Below are 19,827 nucleotides of genomic sequence, written 5' to 3'. Positions count from 1 at the left end.
GCATGGCAGAATTTCGGCAAGAGGGGCAGCTGGGCGTCGAACGCCGGGCCATGCTCACAGGAACGATCGGCGCCGCAGCCATGCTAGGGCTGCAGGCCTGCGCGCCAGCCTCCGGTTCCCGTCCCGCGACTTTGCGTGCACCAAGCCGCCGGACGGCGCTCGTTCCCATTCGCATCAGCCGCGACCAATTGATCGACGTGAAATGCTGCATCCGACCGCTGCGCGCTGCCGGGCCGAATCTGGACGTGGAGACGGTGGGCGATGCGCTCGTCATCCATAATTATGGCCATGGCGGCAGCGGCTGGTCGCTCTCCTGGGGATCGGCCGACATCGCGGTCGGCAAGGCGCTCTCTGTCCTGCCGCGCGAGATTGCGGTGGTGGGGTGCGGGATTATCGGCCTGACCACGGCGGTAATGGCGCAGCGCGCCGGCCTCAAGGTCACGCTCTATGCGCGCGAATCGATCCAGCAAACCCGCTCGTTCCGCGCCAGCGGATCGTTCACCCCGGATAGCCGCATCGCCTTGGCCGAGCCCGCCGGCCCCGCCTTTGGCGAGCGGTGGGAACGCATGGCCCGCTTCTCGTGGAAGGCCTTTCGCACCTATCTCGGTCTGCCGGGTCAGCCGGTGGAGTTCGGCGATTCCTACCAGCTTTCGGATACGCCGATCACTCGGCGGGAGTGGCCAGCCGACCCTGCAATCACGCAGAACTTCGCGACGAGTGGGCGGCCACAGCAGAATTCCGAGTTCGGCCATTATAGCGAGCGCATTCGGGACATCGTGCCGCAGGCCCAGCCGCTGAGCGCCGAGGAGAACCCCTTCCCGCAACCCCATGTGCGGCGCAGCTCGCAGATGATCTTCAACTTCGCCAGCTATGCCCACGTCATGCTCGGCGAGTTTTTCGAGCGCGGCGGGCAGTTCGTGATGCGCGACTTCGCTCGCCCGGCGGACTATGCCGTGCTCCCGCAGAAGGTCGTGATCAACTGCACGGGTTATGCGGCCCGGGACCTGTGGCAGGACAAGACCATCATCCCCGTGCGTGGCCAAACCGGCTGGCTCGTGCCGCAGCCCGACGCCTTCTACAGCGTGCGCTATCGCAATGTTTCGCTCACCTCCAAGCGCGACGGGATCGTGGTGATGAACAATAACCCAGATATGGGCGAGATGCTGGGCGTGGGCGACAGCATGGAACTGCCCAATGTCGCCGATATCGAGAAAGGTCTGGAGATCATGGCGCCCGTCTTCGCGCCCGACTTCCAGGCACAGGGCTGACCGATGCTGCTGCGCACCGCCCCGCTCCTGGCCGCTGCCCTGACCGCCCTCGCCGCGATCGCTGCGACATCCCCTTCGGCCAGCACGCGAGACGGCGTCTACACGGCCGCGCAGGCCGAAGCTGGCGCCCGCCTCTATGCCACGCGTTGCGCCATGTGCCACGGCCGGGCGCTGGAAGGCATGTTCGAGATTCCCGGCCTTAGCGATCGGTTCATGGCCCATTGGAGCAACGCCCCGCTCTCCAATCTGCATGATTATGTCGGCCGGGCCATGCCGCAATTCGCGCCCGGCTCGCTGACGCCGGACGACACGACGAACATCATCGCCTTTCTGCTGCAGGCCAATGGCCTGCCGGCCGGAAGCGCTGCGTTGCCCAGCGAGGCCGGCGCTCTCGCGCGGATCACCGTGCAGCCCGCAGATCTCAAGCTCACCGCCATGGCTGTGCCCAGAACACAATAGGCACAGCCCTTTTTCCTTATGACGCACTGCAGCAAATTTGCCACAGATTCCGGGAAAATGCCTCGCGCGCGTGCGAGGCTTTGAGTTTGTCCTTTTTGCAATGCACCATTCATCAAATGAACCGTGCGCGCGTGAACCAAGGTCGATCGCCGTTGGAGTCGGATTGTCCCGGCTTCAGGACGCTGCGTCGCCACCGCCCGCGTCACCGGCAGATCGGCTGACCATGACGCGGCAGGATCTTCATCGCAGGGACACCGCTCCCATCGAGAAGATCGATGCCGCCGGCGTTCTGGAGACGCCGCCGCCCCGGCTCGCCCACCTCGTCAAGCTCGGGCTTCTCGGGCTGGCCTTTGGGGGGATTTTCGTCGGCCTGCACATGGTGTCGGACAACGAAGATCGGTTGCTGCTGGAAACGCTCACCATCCTCGATCTTCTGGCGCTGAGCTTCCTGCTTCTGCTCGGCATTCGCCGCTGGCGGGAAGCGGCGGCCTACACGATCCGCGCCCAGCATCTGGTCAGCGAACTGGAGACGGCACGGCAGAGTGCGATCAGCGCGAACCTCGCCAAAAGCCGCTACCTCGCCAGCGTCAGCCACGAGATCCGCTCGCCGCTCAATGCCATCTATGGCTATGCGCAGCTGTTCGAGCGGGGCGATGGCGTCAACGCGCAGGAGGCAGCGCGGGTCATCCTGCGCTGCTCGGAGCATCTGACCAATCTGGTCGAGGGGCTGCTGGATATCTCGCAGCTCGAATTCGGGATGCTGCGCGTGCGCACTGAAGAGGTGCGCCTCAACAGCTTTCTCGACCATATCGTCTCGATGATGCGCCCCGCCGCTCACGCCAAGGGCCTCACGTTCACGCTGGAAAAGACTGGCCGCCCCCCCGAGATCGCCCGCTTCGACCAGAACCGGCTGCGCCAGGTGCTGATCAACCTGCTCTCCAACGCGATCAAGTTCACCCAGCAAGGCAGCGTGACGCTCAAAGTGGGTTATGCCGGGCAGATCGCCACCTTTGAGGTGAAGGACACCGGCCCCGGCATCGCGCCGGAAGACCGGCAGCGCATCTTCGAGCCATTCGAGCGCGGCGAGGGGCGGGAGTCCGGCGCCGGCCTCGGCCTCGCCATCTCGCGCACACTGGTCGAGATTCTCGGCGGCCAGCTCGATCTGGTCAGCACGCCGGAAGGCGGCAGTTGCTTCCGCATCGTGATGATGCTGAGCGAGGTCGCCGGCAAGGCCCTCTCCTCGGCGCCCATGCGCAAGCTGACCGGCTATGAGGGCAAGCCCCGCCATGTCCTGCTGGTGGAGGACGATGCCGACCAGCGCCACTTCCTCGAGCAGTTGCTGCGCGGGCTCGGCTTTCAGGTTGAGGCGCGGGCCGATGGCGAACAGGCGCTGCTTGCCGCGCGCGAGACGCCGCCGGACCTCGCCATTCTGGACATCAGCCTGCCCGGTCTATCCGGCTGGGAGATCGGCTGTGAGTTGCGCGCGATGTTCGGCGACCGGCTGCAAATCCTCATGCTCTCGGCCAATAGCGAGGAACTGCACCGGCCGGAGCATGACAGCCCGCAGCACGACCGCTTTCTCGTCAAGCCGGTGGAATTTGAATCGCTCGTCGGCGCGATTGGCGATTTGCTGCAACTGACGTGGCGCTGGCAGGACGATGCGCCGGATGTCGGCAGCGCCGGGCCGGATACACCGTCCGGCCTGCAACCAGCGCCGGTTGCGCTCGACGACACCGCCCGCAAGCACATCGCCCGGATGCAGGAATGCCTGCGGATCGGGCACATTCGCGGGATCGAAACCGAGATCAAGCAGCTGGAGCGCGCCTCACCCGCCGCCGAGCCGCTTGTTCGCCAGCTTTACCAGCACCTCGACCGATACGACCTGACCGCCATGGCGCGCCTCTTACAGGATTACTGACATGATTGGCATTCCCGGACATTCGGACACCGTCCTGATCGTCGATGACGAGCCGGACACGCTGCGGATGCTCACTGCCGCGCTGGAAACAGCCGAGATTTCCGTGCTGGTCGCGACCTCAGGCCATGTGGCACTGGCACAGCTGGGCAACATCATGCCCGACCTCATCCTGATGGATGCGGTGATGCCCGGCATGGACGGGTTCGAGACCACGCAGAAGATCAAGGCCAATCCCCAGCTCGCCAGCATCCCGATCATCTTCATGACCGGCTTGACGGAGAGCGAGCATGTGGTCGAAGCTTTCGAGGTCGGCGGGGTGGATTATGTCCGCAAGCCGGTGGACCTGCAGGAGCTGCTGGCGCGCGTGCGCGTGCATATGGCCCAAGGGCGTGCCGTCCATGCCAGCGTCGCCAGTCTCGATGCGACCGACCGGCTGATCCTGGCCACCGATGCGCGCGGCAGCCTCTTGTGGTGCACCCCCCGCGCGGAACAGGCCATCTCGCGCGTCTCGCCCGGCTGGCTGCGGAGCGAATCCGCGCTGCCGGAAGAAATCCGCAATCAGATCGAGAAGCTGCTGACCAAGGATGAGGGCGTCGCCGGCAATGCCGTGCGCGTGCGGCAGACCAAGGGCCAGGGCGAGCTGGAGATGCAGGTCATTGCCCATTATCGGGAGGATGAAGTGCTGATCCGCCTCAACGAGCTCAATCCCGAGCAGGATCTCGACCGTCTGCAGGAGCGCCTGCCGCTCACCCGGCGCGAGGCCGAGGTGCTGCTATGGGTGAGCTATGGCAAGCCCAACCGGGTGATCAGCGATGTGCTGGAGATCAGCCCGCGCACTGTCACCAAGCATCTGGAGCGGATCTTCGACAAGCTGGGTGTGGAGACCCGCTCAGCCGCGGCGGCTGTCGCCATTCGCATGCTGGGCCAGTAACGACTTCTTGCGCAGGGCGGGGGGAAGCCGCGGCGGCCGCATGTAAGAGGCCTCCGGCGACGCGCCGCTGGACTTGCGCACCGCGATGGCCTCGATCTCGATCAGGTAGAGCGGGCCGACAAGCGCGGCGACCTGGAAAGTGGAGCGCGCAACGGTGTTGGGATTAGCCTGCGTGCCGAAGAACTGACGGAACCCCTCGTTAACGCCGGCGAAGTCCATCTTGCCGGTGCGCGGGTCCGCCGCGACGAACAGCGACAGCTTCACCAGATCGGACATCTTATAGCCCTGCGCCTCGAGCAGGCTCTTGATCTTGTTGAGGGTGCTGATCGTCTGGGCCTTGGTGTCGCCCATCTCCTCCAGCGTCTTGACCTCGCTCATCGGCTTGGCGGGATCGACCGGGGACGGCAGTTGGCCGGAGAGGTAGAAGGTCTCCATCCCCTCGCCGACGCGTACGCCATCCAGAATGATTGCGTTGGGATTGCCCTTGATCCGCGTGACCTCTGCCTGAGCGGGCGCGGCGGTCATCAGCAGCGCGGCGGCACCTGCCAGAACGGTCTTGGCCAACATGGCCTTGAGAGACATGCGACCCAGGTCGCGGCGAGCCGAATAAGCGCGTCTAATCATAGTGATGTTAGCTACGAATACCCCCCCTCCGCCACCATACGACAAAATGCGTATGTCCGAATCCCGACCAGTCCGATCAGCTAGCTAGGCGCAAAAGAGCATATCACAGGGCGACGCGGGACGCTCGGCGCAACAACCATAACCCGCCGAAAAGACAGACAAAAAGGAGAGCGCACCACGAGAACAAGGGGGACGTCTTCATGATCACGCGCAGAAATATTGCTGCCCTATTGCTCCTTACGAGCGCAGCCATTCCCGCCGCAGCCGTGGCGCAAACGGCCGAAACGCCGCAGGAACCGCCGGCCGATGGCGGCGAGATCATCGTCACCGGCACCCGTTCCACCGGCATGATGGCCGCAGAGAGCGCCGCGCCGATCCAGTTGCTGAGCTCCTCCGCACTGGAAAAGGTGGGCCAGCCCAACCTCAACCAGGCCCTCACCCAGCTCGTGCCGAGCTTCCAGGCGCAGACGCAGGGCACCGATATGGCGAGCTTCTCGCTCTCGGCCCGCCTGCGCGGCCTCAGCCCCAACCACACGCTGGTGCTGGTCAACGGCAAGCGCCGCCACGGCAACTCCATCCTGCAGGTCATCAACGGCGCATTCGGCGGTTCCGCCGCGCCGAGCATCGACCTGATTCCGCCGGACATCGTTCAGCGCATCGAGGTGCTGCAGGACGGCGCCGCCGCGCAATATGGTTCGGACGCCATTGCCGGCGTCATCAACATCATCCTCAAGTCGGACACTTATGGCGGCGCGGTGAAGTTCAACGCCGGCCAATATTATGACGGCGAAGGTACGACCTACAGCGCGAGCGGCAATTTCGGCATGCCGATCGGCGAGAGCGGCTTCCTTGACCTGTCGCTCTTCCATCGCCGCAATGACTGGACAACGGTCGGCGACGGTCAGTTCTCGGTGCGGAACTATGACGGCACCACCGTCACCAACGTGTCAGCAGCCTTCAAGCCCCTGCTCGACGCCTGCAATGCCAAAAACTGCACCGCGGGGATCAACGGTGGCCAGCCGGCGTCGCAGTTGACCCTTGGCTTCTATAACTTCGGCTATGATTTCGGTGGCGTCGAGCTCTACTCGTTCGGCAACATCTCCTATCGTCATGGTGACGCCCTGCAGGGCTATCGCCATCCCACCCGCCTGTGCCGCACCACCGCCGGCGCCGCGACGACCACGGACCCGACCAACTGCTTCGGCACCAGCGCCCAGACCGGCCTCGTGCCGCATATCGAGGTGAAGCAGGACGAATTCCAGTTCACCACCGGCCTGCGCGGCGAGATCAGCGGCTGGGACTGGGATCTGGCCGGCAGCTATTCGGAAGACGTCGCGAAGGTCTACACCACCAATTCGGCCAACGCGTCGTTGTTTGTCGCGACCGGCCAGTCGCCGTCCGACTTCTATGACGGCAGCTTCAAGTTCACCCAGTTCGTCGGCACCCTCGATCTTCGCAAGGAGTTTGACGTTGGCTTCGAGGACCCGCTGAATTTCGCCATCGGTGCGGAATATCGCAAGGAAACCTACGCCATTGGCGCCGGCGACGCGCTGTCGCGCTATGTCGAGGGCGGCCAGTCTTTCCCCGGCTATGCTCTCAGCGATGCCGGCACACTCTCGCGCAACGCCAAGGCGGCTTATATCGACGTCGCCGTCAACCCGGTGCCCGACTGGACCGTGGATGTCGCCGGCCGCTACGAGCATTACAGCGACTTCGGCGACACGACGATCGGCAAGATCACGACGCGCTACGACTTCTCGCCGGCCTTCGCGATCCGCGGGACGGCCAGCACGGGCTTCCGCGCACCCTCACTGCAGGAATCCGGCTACTCGGCCACGAACGTCGGGCCGACCTCTGCCACGCTGCAACTTGCGCCCAGTTCGCCGGGATCGGCCAGCGCCGGGTTCGGCGCGCTCAGTCCGGAAAAGTCGGTCAACTTCTCTGCCGGTATCGTGCTCCGCCCGATCTCGCGCCTGACGATTACGCTGGATGGCTATCTCATCAAGATCAAGGACCGCATCGTGTCCTCGGGCAGCATCACCGGCCAGCAGTTCGTCAACCTGACGTCGCCGCCGCAACGTGTCGGTATCGACACGCCGGCCGCGCTGATCAATGGCCTGACGCCCTATGACCTGGTGATCAACGCCATCAATGCCAGCGGCAAGCAGCTGGATCCGACCGTGCGGACGAACGGTTCGCTGGCGATCCAGACCTTCACCAACGGCATCGATACCCGGACGATGGGCCTGGAACTCGCCGCGCGCTATCCGGTCGATCTGCCCTTCGGTAACATCGATTTCTCGATCGGCGGCAACTACAACCTCACCAAGGTCACGAAGAACAAGCTGGGCACCCTGTTCGGCCCGACCTCCGAGCAGATCATCGAGAAGGCCAGCCCGGCCTTCAAGGGCAATTTCAGCGCCCTGTTCACCAGCGGCAAGTTCACCGCCAATGCCCGCGTGAATTACTACAGCAAGACCAATCAGTTCGTGCAGCCCAACAGCACATCGGCCAACGGCAATGCGAGCCGTGGCATCGCTGCCCTGCCCGCGCCGATCCTGCTGTCGAACAACCAGCGTTACTACAATGCCGAGGTGGCGCCGGCCGCGATCGTCGATCTGGAGTTCAGCTACGAGATCACCAAGTTCGCCAACTTGGCGATCGGCGCGAACAATCTGTTCGACAAGATGCCGGAAGTACCGGCGCTCGTTGGAAACTACGATCCCGCGACGTGGCCGACGACCGGTGTCTCGCCCTACATCAACAACGGCGGCACGTTCAACGCGCCCTACACCTTCGGTCCCTACGGGTCGAACGGCGGATATTACTACGCCCGCCTGACGCTCAAGTTCTGATCGAACAAGACGAGCAACTTTACACCAACAGTATCTGGACGAGGAGAATGACATTGAAGAAGACCGGCATCACCGCCGCCATGTTGTCAGGAGCGCTGCTTGCAGCGCTCCCCTCGGCCGCCGGCGCGCAGACCGTCGAGCGCACCTATGGCGCGCCGAACTCCCCCATCGCCTCGCTGGCCTTCGTGCCGGCGGGCGCGAACATCATGTTCGTTTCCGGCACCACACCCTCGCCGGTCGATCCGGCCAAGCCGGAAGAACTGGGCGATACCAAAGCGCAGACGCTCAGCATCCTCACCAAGATGAAGGCCTCGCTGGAAGCCAAGGGCTTTTCCATGGGCGACATCGTCAAGATGACCGTCTTCCTGGTCGGCACCCCGGAGACGGGCGGCCGCATGGATTCAGCCGGGATGAATGAGGTGTTCCGCACCTTCTTCGGCACGGCGGAACAGCCCAACAAGCCCACGCGCTCGACCATCCAGGTCGCCGCGCTGGGCCGCCCGACCATGTATGTGGAGATCGAGGCCATCGCGGCGAAAATGCCGTGAGGGTCGAGGGAGGCGCATCGGGGGATCGCGCCTCCCTTTTCCACCGGGCACCGGCATCAAAGGACAAGCAAGGATGACGACATCACTGCGGCCGACCCGGCGGGATATGCTGGCGATGATCGGCAAGGTCGGCGGCACGGTCGCGCTCTATCAGGCGATGACAGCGCTGGGCCATGCGGCGGAATCGCAATTCACCGGCCCGCCCCAGCTCACCGGCGCGCCCAAGGGCAAGAAGGTGCTGATCCTCGGCGCCGGCCTTGCGGGTCTCGTCGCTGCCTATGAGTTGCAGCGCGCGGGCTATGCCGTCGAAATGCTCGAATATCAGGATCGCCCCGGCGGCCGGAACTACTCGGTGCGCGGTGGCGACAAGGTCGTGGAAGTCGGCGGCGTCTCGCAGACCTGCGCCTTCCAGCCCGGCAATTACCTCAATCCCGGCCCGTGGCGCATTCCGCACCATCACCGCTCGCTCTTGCATTATTGCAAGACGCTGGGCGTGGCGATGGAGCCGTTCATCCAGCTCGATCACAATGCGTTCGTCCACAACAGCAAGGCGTTCGGTGGCAAGCCCCAGCGCTACAAGGAGCTGGCGGTCGATTTCAAAGGCCATGTCTCGGACCTGCTCGGCAAGGCGCTCAACGCGGGCGCGCTGAATGACGCGGTGACCAAGGAAGATCAGGAAAAGCTGCTCGAATCCCTGCGCGACTTTGGCCTGCTCGATGGCGACCTTAATTTCACCAGCAGCCTGCGCGTCTCCGGCCAGCGCGGCTATGATCGCGCGCCCGGCGGCGGCGTGAACGGCGCACCCACACCCTCGAAGATCAACAGCCTGTCCGACGTACTCTCGTCCGACATCTGGGCGCATATGAGCTTCTTCTTCAACAATGTGATGCAGACCACCATGTTCCAGCCCAAGGGCGGCATGGACATGATCGGCAAGGCCTTCGCCCGCGCTGTCGGCCCGGTGGTCCAGCTCAACACCAAGGTCACCCGCATCACGCAGGACGACAAGGGCGTCACTGCCTATTGGCAGGACATCCCGAGCGGCAAGACCGGCCAGAGTAGTGCCGACTGGTGCGTGAACACCATCCCCCTGCCCGTGCTCAGCCAGCTCGACATGCAGGTGGGTGCGCCCCTCAAGGCCGCGATGCGCGCCGTGCCGTATAGCGGGCAGGTGAAGATCGGTCTGGAGATGCGTCGCCGCTTCTGGGAAGAAGATGACGCCATCTATGGCGGCCACAGCTTCACCGATCAGACCATCGGGCTGATCTCCTACCCCAATGACAGGATGTTCGGCAACGGCCCGGCCGTGCTGCTCGGCGCCTTCGCCCGCGATGCTGGCGGGTTCCAGCTTGCCGGCATGACGCCCGCCCAGCGCATCGAGATGGCGCTGGCGCAGGGCTCGGTGTTCCACCCGGCCGCCTATCGCAAGGAGTTCATGAACGGCACCTCCGTCGCCTGGAGCCGACTGCCCTGGATTCTGGGCTGCACCTCGCGCTGGTCGGACGACGCCCGCGCCGCGCATTACCAGAACCTTGTCGCGATGGATGGCCGCATCGTCCTCGCGGGCGAACATGCCTCTTATTACGGCGGCTGGATGGAGGGTTCGCTGCTCTCCGCGCTCGACGCCATCACCCGCATCCACCAGCGCGCCACCGGAGCCTGACGCCATGACCTTCAAAACCGCCGCCGCGCTCGCTCTGGCGGGCGCTCTCCTCGCCGCCACGGTGGCTGTCCGCGCGCAGGATGCGCCAGGCGGCGGGCCGACCAGCGTGGACATCTCCAATGAGGGCAAGGAGGTCTATGAGATGATCTGCCAGGCCTGCCACATGGCGGATGGCAAGGGCGGGGCCGGCGCCGGCGCGGCGATCCCGGCCATCGCGGGCAACGCCAACCTGGCGGACAAGGACTTCATCGCCACGATCCTGGTCAAGGGGCGCGGCGGCATGCCCTGGTTCACGGACATGCTCACGCCCGAGCAGATGGCCGCCGTCGCGACCTACGCGCGCAGCCACTTCAATAACTATCCCGATCCCGTCACGGCCGCCGACGTCAAGCGCGTCATCGCCGCGAACGGATCGTCGACGCGCGATTGCAGCACGTGCTGAGCCGTGGGGACGGCCCGGCACTTTTGGGGGACATGAGCATGACCGAATTTACGGCTCCGACACGGCGTGACCTGCTGGCGATGATTGGCAAGGCGGGCGGCGCCATGGCCATGTATCAGGCCATGACCGCCTTTGGCCATGCCGCCGAAACCCAGTTCACCGGCCCGCCCAAGCTCTCCGGCGCACCCAAGGGAGCGAAGGTGCTGGTGCTCGGCGCGGGCCTGGCCGGCATGCTCGCCGCCTATGAGCTGCGCAAGGCCGGCTATGCCGTGCAGATCCTCGAATATCAGAACCGGCCCGGCGGGCGGAACTACTCGATCCGCGGTGGCGACAAGGTGGTCGAGGTCGGCGGCACGACACAGACCTGCGAATTCCAGCCGGGCAATTACCTCAACCCCGGCCCGTGGCGCATCCCGCACCATCACCGCACCCTGCTTCACTACACCAAGGCCTTCGGGGTCGAGCTGGAGCCGTTCATCCAGCTCAATCACAATGCCTGGGTCCACAACAGCAAGGCGTTCGGCGGCAAGCCCCAGCGCTACAAGGAACTGGCCGTTGATTATAAGGGCCATGTCTCCGAACTGCTCGGCAAGGCGCTGAATGCCGGCGCGCTCGATCAGAAGGTCACCAAGGAGGACAAGGAGAAGCTGGTCGAGGCCTTGCGCGAATGGGGCCTGCTCGATGGCGACCTGAACTATACCAGCGGCCTGCGTGCCTCCGGCCAGCGCGGCTATGATCGCGCGCCTGGCGGCGGCGTCAACGGCGCGCCGACGCCCTCCAAGATCAACGATCTGGGCGATGTGCTGGATTCCGGCGTGTGGCAGCAGATGAGCTTCTTCTTCACCAATGTGATGCAGACGACCATGTTCCAGCCCAAGGGCGGCATGGACATGATCGGCAAGGGCTTTGCCAAGCAGGTCGGCGACCTGATCACCTACAATGCCAAGGTGACGAAGATCGCGCAGGGCGAAAAAGGCGTCACCGTCTCCTGGCAGGACCTGACCTCCAGCGCGATGCATGAGGCGAAGGCAGATTATTGCGTCTGCACAATTCCGCTGGGCGTGCTCAACCAGCTGGAGCTGCAGGCGAGCGCTCCGCTCAAGGCCGCCATCGCCGCCGTGCCCTATTCCAACTCGGTGAAGATGGGCCTGGAGATGCGCAGCCGCTTCTGGGAGGAGAAGGACGCGATCTATGGTGGCCACAGCTTCACCGACCAGCAGATTTCGCTGATCTCTTACCCGAACTTCGACTTCTTCGCGGACAAGCCGGCAGTGCTGCTCGGGGCCTTTGCGGGCGGCGCCGGCGGCTATGCGCTGGCAGGCATGACGCCGCAGCAGCGCATCGAAACCGCGCTAGCGCAGGGATCGGTGTTCCACCCCGAGGACTATCGCAAGCAGTTCATGAACGGCGTCTCCCTCGCCTGGAGCCGCACGCCGTGGATCATGGGATGCTGCGCCACCTGGTCGGAGGCGGCGCGCGCGCAGCACTACCAGAATCTGGTCGCCATGGATGGCCGCATCGTCCTCGCGGGCGAGCATGCGTCTTATTATGGCTGCTGGATGGAGGGCGCTCTGCTCTCCTCGCTGGATGCCATTGAGCGACTGCACAAAAAAGCAGTGGCTGGCTGATCGAAACTGGGGCAAAGTAGACAAAATCTACTAGCGATATGGATGACGCCGTGGACCTTCTAAACCGGCTGCCGGGCGCCGCCGGGCATCCTCTCTCCTCGTGGCGGCAGGGCACCCTGCTGATCGGGCTCGCGCTTCTCGCGGCATGCGGCAAGGGCGAGACCGAGCAGAAGCGGCAGCCGCCCCTAGTATCGGCGACAAAACCTGCCACCCATGTCTTCCGGGACGAGATCCAGGCTGTCGGCACCGCGCGCGCCAATGAGCAGGTGACGCTTGCCGCCAATGTGACCGAGCGGATCGAGCGGCTGATGTTCGATGACGGCATGTTCGTCCGGTCCGGCCAGTTGCTGGCGGTGCTTTCCAACGCGCAGGAACAGGCAGCATTGGCAGGCGCCCGCGCCAGCGCCACCGAGGCCGCGTCGCAGCTCGACCGCGTCAACAGCCTGTATGAGCAGGGCTTCGCCACACGCGCGCTGCTCGATCAGCAGCGCGCCGCCCTGAGCGAGGCCCGGGCCAGTCAGGACGGCATCAAGGCCCAGCTTGGCGACCGCCTGATCCGCGCGCCCTTCTCCGGCTATCTCTCGCTCCGCACCATCTCCGAGGGCGCCATCGTCAACAGCGGCACGCCGCTGGTGACGATCAGCGACCTGTCGCGCATCAAGCTGGATTTCACCGTGCCGGAAACGCAGCTTGGCGCCTTGCGCATCGGCCAGCCGATCCGGGCCTCCTCCTCGGCCTATCCCGATGATGTGCTGCAGGGCACGATCAGCACCATCGATCCGGTCATCGATCCGGCAAGCCGCGCCGTCATGGTCCGGGCGACGCTCCCCAATCCGGGCGCGCGGATCAAGCCCGGCATGTTGCTGACCGTCCGCATCGAGACCGGGCAGCGCACCGCGCTCGCCGTGCCCGAGACTGCGGTGCTGAGCCAGGGTGACCGGCGCTATGTCTACACGCTCGACAAGGACCGCAAGGCCAAGCGGATGGACGTGCGCACCGGGCTACGGGACAATGGCCTGATGGAAGTGAGCGGCCTGCCGCAGGATGCGCTGGTCGTCTCCGAAGGCGTGGTGAAGGTGGCGGAAGGCCGGCCCGTGCGTCTGGCCGAGGTCGAGAGCAGCAATAGCGCGCAGACTGAAAAGATTGCGCCGAAAGGCGCCGCCACGCCGGAAGCGCGGCCATGATCCTTTCGGATATTTCGGTGCGGCGGCCAGTGGTCGCCGCCGTGATGTCCCTGCTGCTCGCGATCATCGGCTTCGTCGGCTTCATGAACCTGTCCGTGCGCGAATATCCGGACACCGACCCGCCCATCGTCTCGGTCGAAACGCGCTACACCGGCGCCAATGCCAGCGTGATCGAGAACCGCATCACCCAGCCGCTGGAGCAGCGGCTTGCCGGCATCGAGGGGATCGAGACGATCAGCTCGACATCGCGCGACGGCACTTCCAGCATCGTGATCGAGTTCCGCGCCGGACGCGATGTCGATGCGGCCGCCAACGACGTGCGCGATCGTGTCGCCGGCGGCGCGGCAGACCGTCCGGACGACGCCCTGCCGCCGGAAGTGCGCAAGGTCGATTCCGATTCCCAGCCGATCATCTTCTTTGCCGTGATGGCGCCGGGCTGGGACCGCACCAAGCTCGGCGATTTCGTCTCGCGCGTCGTGGTCGACCGACTCTCGACCATCGATGGCGTGGCGCAGATCGTCGAACTTGGCATGGCCAAGCCCGCCATGCGCGTGTGGCTCAATGCCGATCGGCTGGCGGCCTTCCGGCTGACGCCGGGCGATGTCGAGGCCGCGCTGCGCCGGCAAAATGTCGAGCTGCCCGCCGGGCGGATCGAGGCGGAGGCGCAAAACCTCTCGCTCCGCGTCCAGCGCGACTTCACCACGCCGCAGGACTTTGCCCAGTTGGTCATCGGCCGGGGCAGCGATGGCTATCAGGTCCGCCTGGGCGATGTCGCGCGCATCGAGGAAGGGCCGGAAAATCCCTATTCGATCTTCCGCTACAATGGCGAAACCGGGGTGGGCCTGGGGATCGTTCGCCAGTCAGGCGCCAACACGCTGGCGGTGGCGCAAGCCGCCAAGGCTGCGGTTGCGGATCTGAGCAAGAACCTGCCTGAGGGCGTCGAGATCCGCATGGGCGGCGACAGCACCATGTTCATCGACGAGGCCATTCGCGGCGTGTGGCACACCATCTTCGAGGCGGCACTGCTCGTCACCATCGTGGTGTTCTTCTTCCTCGGCAGCCTCCGCGCGACATTGGTGCCGATGATCACCGTGCCGATCTGCCTGCTGACGACCTTCGGCGTGCTGTGGCTGGCGGGATACTCCATCAACCTGCTCACCTTGCTGGCGCTGGTGTTGGCTATCGGCCTTGTGGTCGACGATGCCATCGTCGTCCTCGAGAATGTCTATCATCGTATTGAGGAAGGCGAAGACCCGCTCTTTGCCGCCTTTTACGGCGCGCGGCAGGTCGGCTTTGCCGTCGTCGCCTCCACCATGGTGGTATGCGCCGTGTTCGTGCCGGTGATGTTCCTCTCCGGCCAGGCCGGCTCGCTGTTCCGCGAACTGGCGGTGGCGATGATCGCCGCGGTCGGCGTCTCGGGCTTCCTCGCTCTCACGCTGACGCCGATGATGTGCTCCAAGCTGCTCAAGGGCAGCCAGCGCGGCCGCCTGACCGCCAAGATCGACCGGCTGATGGAGCGGACGGAAAACGGCTATCGCAACGCGCTCGGCTCGGTGCTCCGCCGCCCCCTGCCGGTGATCGTCGCGTCCGTGCTGCTGATCGCCGGCAGCTTTGTGCTGTTCCGAAGCCTGGATTCCGAACTCGCCCCGCCGGAAGACACCGCCGTCGTGCAGGTCCGCCTCAACAGCCCGGAAGGCACGGGCTTTACCCAAGCCGACAAGTATCTCCGTCAGGCCGAAGCGCTGGTCCTGCCCATGGTTGCAGCCGATGGCCCTGTGCGCGGCATGAATGCCCGCATCGGCGGCTTCGGTGGCGGAACCGACGATTTCAACAGCAGCAGCCTCTCGATCTTCATGAAGCATTGGGACGAGCGCAAGGAAAGCTCGCAAAGCGTATCGCAAGAGGTCAACAAGCGGCTCGCCGGCCTACCTTCGGTGCGCGGCAACGCCACCGTCAACAATCGCCTCTCGCGTGGCGGCCAACCGATCAGCTTCGTGATCGCGGGCACCAGCTATGAGGACCTGGCCGTCGCCCGCGACCGCATCCTCGACGCGGCCCGCGACAACCCCGGCATCGTCAATCTCGACGCCGATTATGTCGAGAACAAGCCGCAACTGCTGATCGAGATCGACCACCAGCGTGCCGGTGACCTCGGCATTTCCGTCAATGACATCAGCCAGGCGCTGCAGACGATGATGGGATCGCGCCGCACGTCGACCTATGTGCGCGACGGCGAGGAATATTATGTCGTCCTGCAGGCGGAATCCTTCAATCGCGACGATGAGGCATCGCTGGCGAAAGTCTATGTCCGCGCCGCCGGCGGGGCGCTGGTGCCGCTCTCCAACCTGCTGATCGTCAAGCAGGCCGCCACCGCGCGCGAGCTGGGCCGCTTCAACAAGATGCGCGCCATCACGCTCAGTGGCGGCCTGGCCGAGGGCTATTCTCTCGGGCGCGCACTCGATTTCCTCAATGAGCAGGCGCGCCAGTCGCCGGAAGTGACGGCGGTGGGCTATAAGGGCGAGAGCCGCAGCTTCATGCAGACCGGCACCTCGATCTGGATCGCCTTTGGCTTTACCGTGGTGGTGATCTACCTGCTGCTCTCCGCCCAGTTCGAGAGCTTCGTCCACCCGCTGGTGATCATTTCCGCCGTGCCGCTCGGCGCTGCGGGCGGCATTATCGGCCTGGCGGTGACGGGAACGAGCATCAACCTGTTCAGCCAGATCGGCATGATCATGCTGGTCGGCCTTGCCGTGAAGAACGGCATTCTGATTGTGGAATATGCCAATCAGTTGCGCGATGAGGGCCGGGATTTTCTGGTGGCGATCAGCGACGCGTCCGTCCGCCGCCTCCGGCCGATCCTGATGACCTCCATCGCCACGGTCGCGGGCGCTATTCCGCTGGCGATCGGCGGGGGCGCGGGCGCGCATGCCCGCTCCTCGATCGGCTGGGTGATCGTGTTCGGCGTCAGCATCGCGACGGCCATCACCCTGTTCGTAGTGCCTTTGCTCTACAGCCGGTTCGCGCGGGGCACATCCTCGCCCCAGACCGTCACCCGCCGCCTGCGTGCGCTGATGGGCAAGAATGGCAAGCCCGATGGGACCGCTCAGCCGGCCGAATGATCGGGCCCCGCTAGCCGGCCACGCCAGCGATCTGCGCAACACCCCAAACGCAAACGGCGCGCCACTCGATGACCGAGGGCGCGCCGCTAACGACGATGAGATCGTGATGGATCAGTCCATGGTCGCCATGCGCGCGTTGCTGTTGGACAGCTGCGCGATGCGGGTCTCGCTGACCTGCTTCATCGACTTGCGGCACTTGAAGTCCGGCGCCAGATCGGCGTTCACGCGGTTGCCCGGGTTGCAGGCAGCGGCGATTTCACGAGCGACGCGACCCCGGAACTGATCGACGCTTTCGGCGTCGGCGAAGTTCACATCGTCCGTGGAGACGCGCACTTCGACATTTTCACGGGGCTTGGCGAATCCGGCGCTCGAACCGACGAGCAGACCAGCCGCGACGAGGGCGGCGGCAACGATTTTCATGTCTGTTACTCCTGCAAACTCAATTTTTCTTTTCGGTAACTCTTGATGAAGTCAGGCTCGTGACGCTCACAAGGAGCGGTCCTGAACCTGTCCAGCGTTCTTGAGTGCGCTTGCCGTCCAGATAGGTCTGCGGGCGTTCACGAACAAGCCAAAATCGTCGCTGCGCCGCAGAAATCAGCCATTCTTTGATGTTGCACGGCAGGAAAGCCATGCGCCCCTTGCAATGTCGCAGTACGCCAGGAGACAAGTTTTCGCGTGGCGCTCCGCTCGCGGAAGTCGCGCCAGCGGCGTTGTTCGATGGATAGCGCAAAATCGCGGCCACGTTCCAACCACCCGCGGTGCGATCATCCGCCATCAAGTCAAATTTCGGCATATTGTGGCTTACGTTCAAAAGTTTACGCCCGTAATCGACCGATACCTGAATCACCCTGCAAAGTCGGTCGCGTTGCCTTGACCCTAGCCGTGCCCACCGGCGGTCTCGACGATGCCGGCCCGGACTAGACAGCGGACAGCCGAGATCACCGGTGCGTTGTGCATTTATGTGCAACTTATTCTTACGCTGCATGGGCGAAATAAGCCGGCGAAATTATTTTTGCGGGCCACGCCATATTCGACCCCATATGGCGTCATTCGCCCGGATAATGCGCTCGTCGCTCGCGATTTGCGCCGCCGTTTGTCGAGTCGCGCATCCACCCGGTTGTTTTGGATGACGGCCTGATGCAAGGGAGAGGAGAACCGCAAACGCGGACAGACAGGCCCTCGGGGCAAGGACGACGGAACAGAGTCATGATAGCGACGGACAAGCCGATTGTGTTGTTTGGGGGTGGTGGTTTCGTCGGCCGCCACGTGGCGCAGGAGCTGCTGGCGAAGGGCTATCGCCTGCGCATCGCCCAGCGCGATCCGCGTCAGGCCTTTGCGCTGCGCACGCTGGGCGGCATGGGCCAGATCCAGTTTGCGGCCGTGGACATCACCCGCGCCGATCAGGTCGCCGCAGCCCTCACGGGCGCATCCGCGGCGATCAACTTCGTCGGCCTGCTGACCGGTGATATGCACGCCGCGCATGTGGTGGGCGCACGGACCATATCCGAGGCGGCGGCGGCCGCGCGCCTTGAGGCGCTGGTTCACGTTTCCGCCATCGGCGCGGACGCTGCCAGTGCGTCTGCCTATGGGCAGACCAAGGCCGAGGGCGAAGCGGCGGTCCGCAGCGCCTTCCCGCGCGCGACCATCGTGCGGCCCTCGATCCTGTTCGGTCAGGACGACCAGTTCACCAACCGCTTTGCGCGCCTGATCGCCTCGGGATCGACCCTGCCTGGCCAGATCGTCCCGGTGATCCGTGGCGAGACGCGCTTTCAGCCCGTGCACGTGGTCGATGTCGCCCGCGCCATCGCGCAGGCCGCGACGCAACCCGAGGATCACGCCGGCCAGACCTACGAGCTGGGCGGCCCGGACACGCTCTCCCTGCGCCAGATCAACAACTGGATCGCCGCCGAGATCGGTCGCCCGTGCAGCTTCCTGCCCATCCCCGACGGTGTCGCCAAGGCGCTGGCCGTGCTGACCGGCTGGGCACCGGGCGCGCCGATCACGCGCGACCAGTTCGAGATGCTGCTGAGCGACAATGTCGTTGCGCCGGGCGCAGCGGGCTTCGAGCGTTTCGGCATCACCCCTGCCCCGATGGCAGCGATTGCGCCGGCATGGCTGGAGCAATATCGCAAGCAAGGGCGGTTCGGCGTCACGGCACGGGCCTGACGACCATCCGTCGGGGGCACTGGCGCTCGCGGCGCGCCCCTGCCCACCCGCGTCAGACACCCGCCTCGTTTCAAGGATTGCGCCCGCATGGATAGCAACGTTTTCACCGCCATTCTGCTGGGCATATTGGAAGGGCTGACCGAGTTTCTGCCTGTCTCCTCGACAGGCCACCTCATTCTGGCGAGCGAGTTGCTGGGCTTTACCGGTGAATCGTCGGTGACGTTCAAGATCGCCATCCAGTTCGGTGCCATTCTCGCTGTGATGGCTGTCTACTGGCAGCGCTTCTGGGGCGTGGGCACGGGCCTGCTGAAGGGCCGGCCGGACGATATCGCCTTCACGCGCAACGTGTTCCTCGGCTTTGCGCCGGCGCTGGTCATCGGCGTCCTCGCCTATGACGCGGTGCGCGCCGCTATCCAGACCCCGATGATCGTGGCGGTCGCCCTCATCATCGGCGGCATTCTGATGCTGATCCTGGAGCGGATGGTGAAGACCGTGCGGGTCAAGTCCGTAGAAACCATGCCATTTACCACCGCGCTTGGCATCGGCCTGGTGCAGTGCATCGCGATGATTCCGGGCGTAAGCCGGTCCGGCGCGACCATTTTGGGGGCGCTGACCATGGGCGTCGACCGCAAGACGGCAGCGGAATACAGCTTCTTCCTCGCCGTCCCCACGATGCTCGCAGCGACCGTCTATGCGCTGTGGAAAGATCGCGCGCTGCTCAACGCCGACGATCTGGGGATGATCGCCATCGGTTTCGGCATGGCATTCCTCACTGCGCTGTTCGTCGTGAAGGGCTTTGTCGCCGTCGTGACCCGCTACGGTTTCAAGCCTTTTGCCTGGTACCGAATCATAGCCGGGTCGATTGCGCTGATCGCCCTTTTGATGCGGTAGGACCGGATCGGACCTATACGGGGTTTGGATAACCTGTCCAAACCCTAAAAAATGGCCGTGCGCCACATTATAGGTCAGCAACACTGACCTTAATGTTGAGAAACGCGTGACTTCCGCGATTGTCGTCCCTA

The 19,827-nt window shown here is 64.6% G+C and carries 16 protein-coding genes; 13 read left to right on the top strand and 3 right to left on the bottom strand.

Going from position 1 to position 19,827, the window contains the following annotated elements; all coding sequences use genetic code 11:
* Nucleotides 1-2: 2 nt before the first annotated feature.
* From M2331_RS02125 to M2331_RS02110, 4 genes are all read left to right on the top strand, one after another.
* Nucleotides 3-1,268, top strand: a complete 1,266-nt coding sequence (locus tag M2331_RS02125) for an FAD-dependent oxidoreductase (RefSeq protein WP_181558762.1) — start codon at nucleotides 3-5, stop codon at nucleotides 1,266-1,268.
* A gap of 3 nt (nucleotides 1,269-1,271) precedes the next feature.
* Entirely contained in the window at nucleotides 1,272-1,727 is a 456-nt protein-coding gene (locus M2331_RS02120; RefSeq protein WP_181558761.1) for a c-type cytochrome, read from the top strand.
* Nucleotides 1,728-1,950: 223 nt separating this feature from the next.
* The gene (locus M2331_RS02115; RefSeq protein WP_181558760.1) at nucleotides 1,951-3,645 is read left to right on the top strand and encodes a hybrid sensor histidine kinase/response regulator; all 1,695 of its coding nucleotides are present in this window, start codon (nucleotides 1,951-1,953) and stop codon (nucleotides 3,643-3,645) included.
* 1 nt (nucleotide 3,646) lies between these two features.
* On the top strand, nucleotides 3,647-4,576 hold the full coding sequence (locus M2331_RS02110; RefSeq protein ID WP_181558759.1) for a DNA-binding response regulator: 930 nt from the start codon (nucleotides 3,647-3,649) through the stop codon (nucleotides 4,574-4,576).
* Here M2331_RS02110 and M2331_RS02105 read toward each other — a convergent pair.
* Nucleotides 4,535-5,158 carry a RidA family protein gene (locus M2331_RS02105; RefSeq protein ID WP_181558758.1) on the bottom strand — a complete coding sequence of 208 codons (624 nt, stop codon included), beginning with the start codon at nucleotides 5,156-5,158 and terminating at the stop codon, nucleotides 4,535-4,537. The genes M2331_RS02110 and M2331_RS02105 overlap by 42 nt on opposite strands.
* Before the next feature lie 242 nt (nucleotides 5,159-5,400).
* Between M2331_RS02105 and M2331_RS02100 the strand changes: the two genes are divergently transcribed.
* The 7 genes from M2331_RS02100 (at nucleotide 5,401) to M2331_RS02070 (ending at nucleotide 16,639) form a co-directional block, all read left to right on the top strand.
* Nucleotides 5,401-8,055, top strand: a complete 2,655-nt coding sequence (locus M2331_RS02100; RefSeq protein ID WP_181558757.1) for a TonB-dependent receptor plug domain-containing protein — start codon at nucleotides 5,401-5,403, stop codon at nucleotides 8,053-8,055.
* A gap of 47 nt (nucleotides 8,056-8,102) precedes the next feature.
* A complete protein-coding gene (locus M2331_RS02095; protein WP_181558756.1) occupies nucleotides 8,103-8,603 on the top strand; it encodes a Rid family hydrolase in 501 nt (166 codons plus the stop codon).
* A gap of 73 nt (nucleotides 8,604-8,676) precedes the next feature.
* Nucleotides 8,677-10,266 carry a flavin monoamine oxidase family protein gene (locus M2331_RS02090; protein ID WP_181558755.1) on the top strand — a complete coding sequence of 530 codons (1,590 nt, stop codon included), beginning with the start codon at nucleotides 8,677-8,679 and terminating at the stop codon, nucleotides 10,264-10,266.
* 4 nt (nucleotides 10,267-10,270) lie between these two features.
* On the top strand, nucleotides 10,271-10,708 hold the full coding sequence (locus M2331_RS02085) for a c-type cytochrome (protein WP_181558754.1): 438 nt from the start codon (nucleotides 10,271-10,273) through the stop codon (nucleotides 10,706-10,708).
* Between the two features lie 38 nt (nucleotides 10,709-10,746).
* Complete coding sequence (locus M2331_RS02080) at nucleotides 10,747-12,336, top strand: flavin monoamine oxidase family protein (RefSeq protein WP_181558753.1); 1,590 nt, start codon at nucleotides 10,747-10,749, stop codon at nucleotides 12,334-12,336.
* 38 nt (nucleotides 12,337-12,374) lie between these two features.
* Nucleotides 12,375-13,520: an efflux RND transporter periplasmic adaptor subunit gene (locus M2331_RS02075; protein WP_181558752.1), complete on the top strand. Its 1,146-nt coding sequence runs from the start codon at nucleotides 12,375-12,377 to the stop codon at nucleotides 13,518-13,520.
* Entirely contained in the window at nucleotides 13,517-16,639 is a 3,123-nt protein-coding gene (locus M2331_RS02070) for an efflux RND transporter permease subunit (protein WP_181558751.1), read from the top strand. The genes M2331_RS02075 and M2331_RS02070 overlap by 4 nt, the downstream gene beginning before the upstream one ends.
* Nucleotides 16,640-16,750: 111 nt before the next feature.
* Here M2331_RS02070 and M2331_RS02065 read toward each other — a convergent pair whose 3' ends face one another.
* On the bottom strand, nucleotides 16,751-17,059 hold the full coding sequence (locus M2331_RS02065; protein ID WP_181558750.1) for a UrcA family protein: 309 nt from the start codon (nucleotides 17,057-17,059) through the stop codon (nucleotides 16,751-16,753).
* A 19-nt stretch (nucleotides 17,060-17,078) separates the two neighbouring features.
* Nucleotides 17,079-17,432 (bottom strand): hypothetical protein, encoded by a 354-nt coding sequence (locus M2331_RS02060; protein WP_181558749.1) that lies wholly within the window; start codon nucleotides 17,430-17,432, stop codon nucleotides 17,079-17,081.
* A 413-nt stretch (nucleotides 17,433-17,845) separates the two neighbouring features.
* On the opposite strand from M2331_RS02060, the gene M2331_RS02055 reads away from it, so the two are divergent.
* Both M2331_RS02055 and M2331_RS02050 read left to right on the top strand, forming a co-directional pair.
* Nucleotides 17,846-18,805 (top strand): complex I NDUFA9 subunit family protein, encoded by a 960-nt coding sequence (locus M2331_RS02055; RefSeq protein ID WP_181558748.1) that lies wholly within the window; start codon nucleotides 17,846-17,848, stop codon nucleotides 18,803-18,805.
* An 87-nt stretch (nucleotides 18,806-18,892) separates the two neighbouring features.
* Nucleotides 18,893-19,696, top strand: a complete 804-nt coding sequence (locus M2331_RS02050) for an undecaprenyl-diphosphate phosphatase (RefSeq protein ID WP_181558747.1) — start codon at nucleotides 18,893-18,895, stop codon at nucleotides 19,694-19,696.
* The last annotated feature ends 131 nt before the right edge of the window (nucleotides 19,697-19,827 follow it).

The organism is Sphingobium sp. B10D7B (assembly GCF_025961955.1).
Lineage (GTDB): Bacteria > Pseudomonadota > Alphaproteobacteria > Sphingomonadales > Sphingomonadaceae > Sphingobium.
Note: the sequence above shows the minus strand (reverse complement) of the source record. Positions and strands in the feature narration are given on the sequence as shown.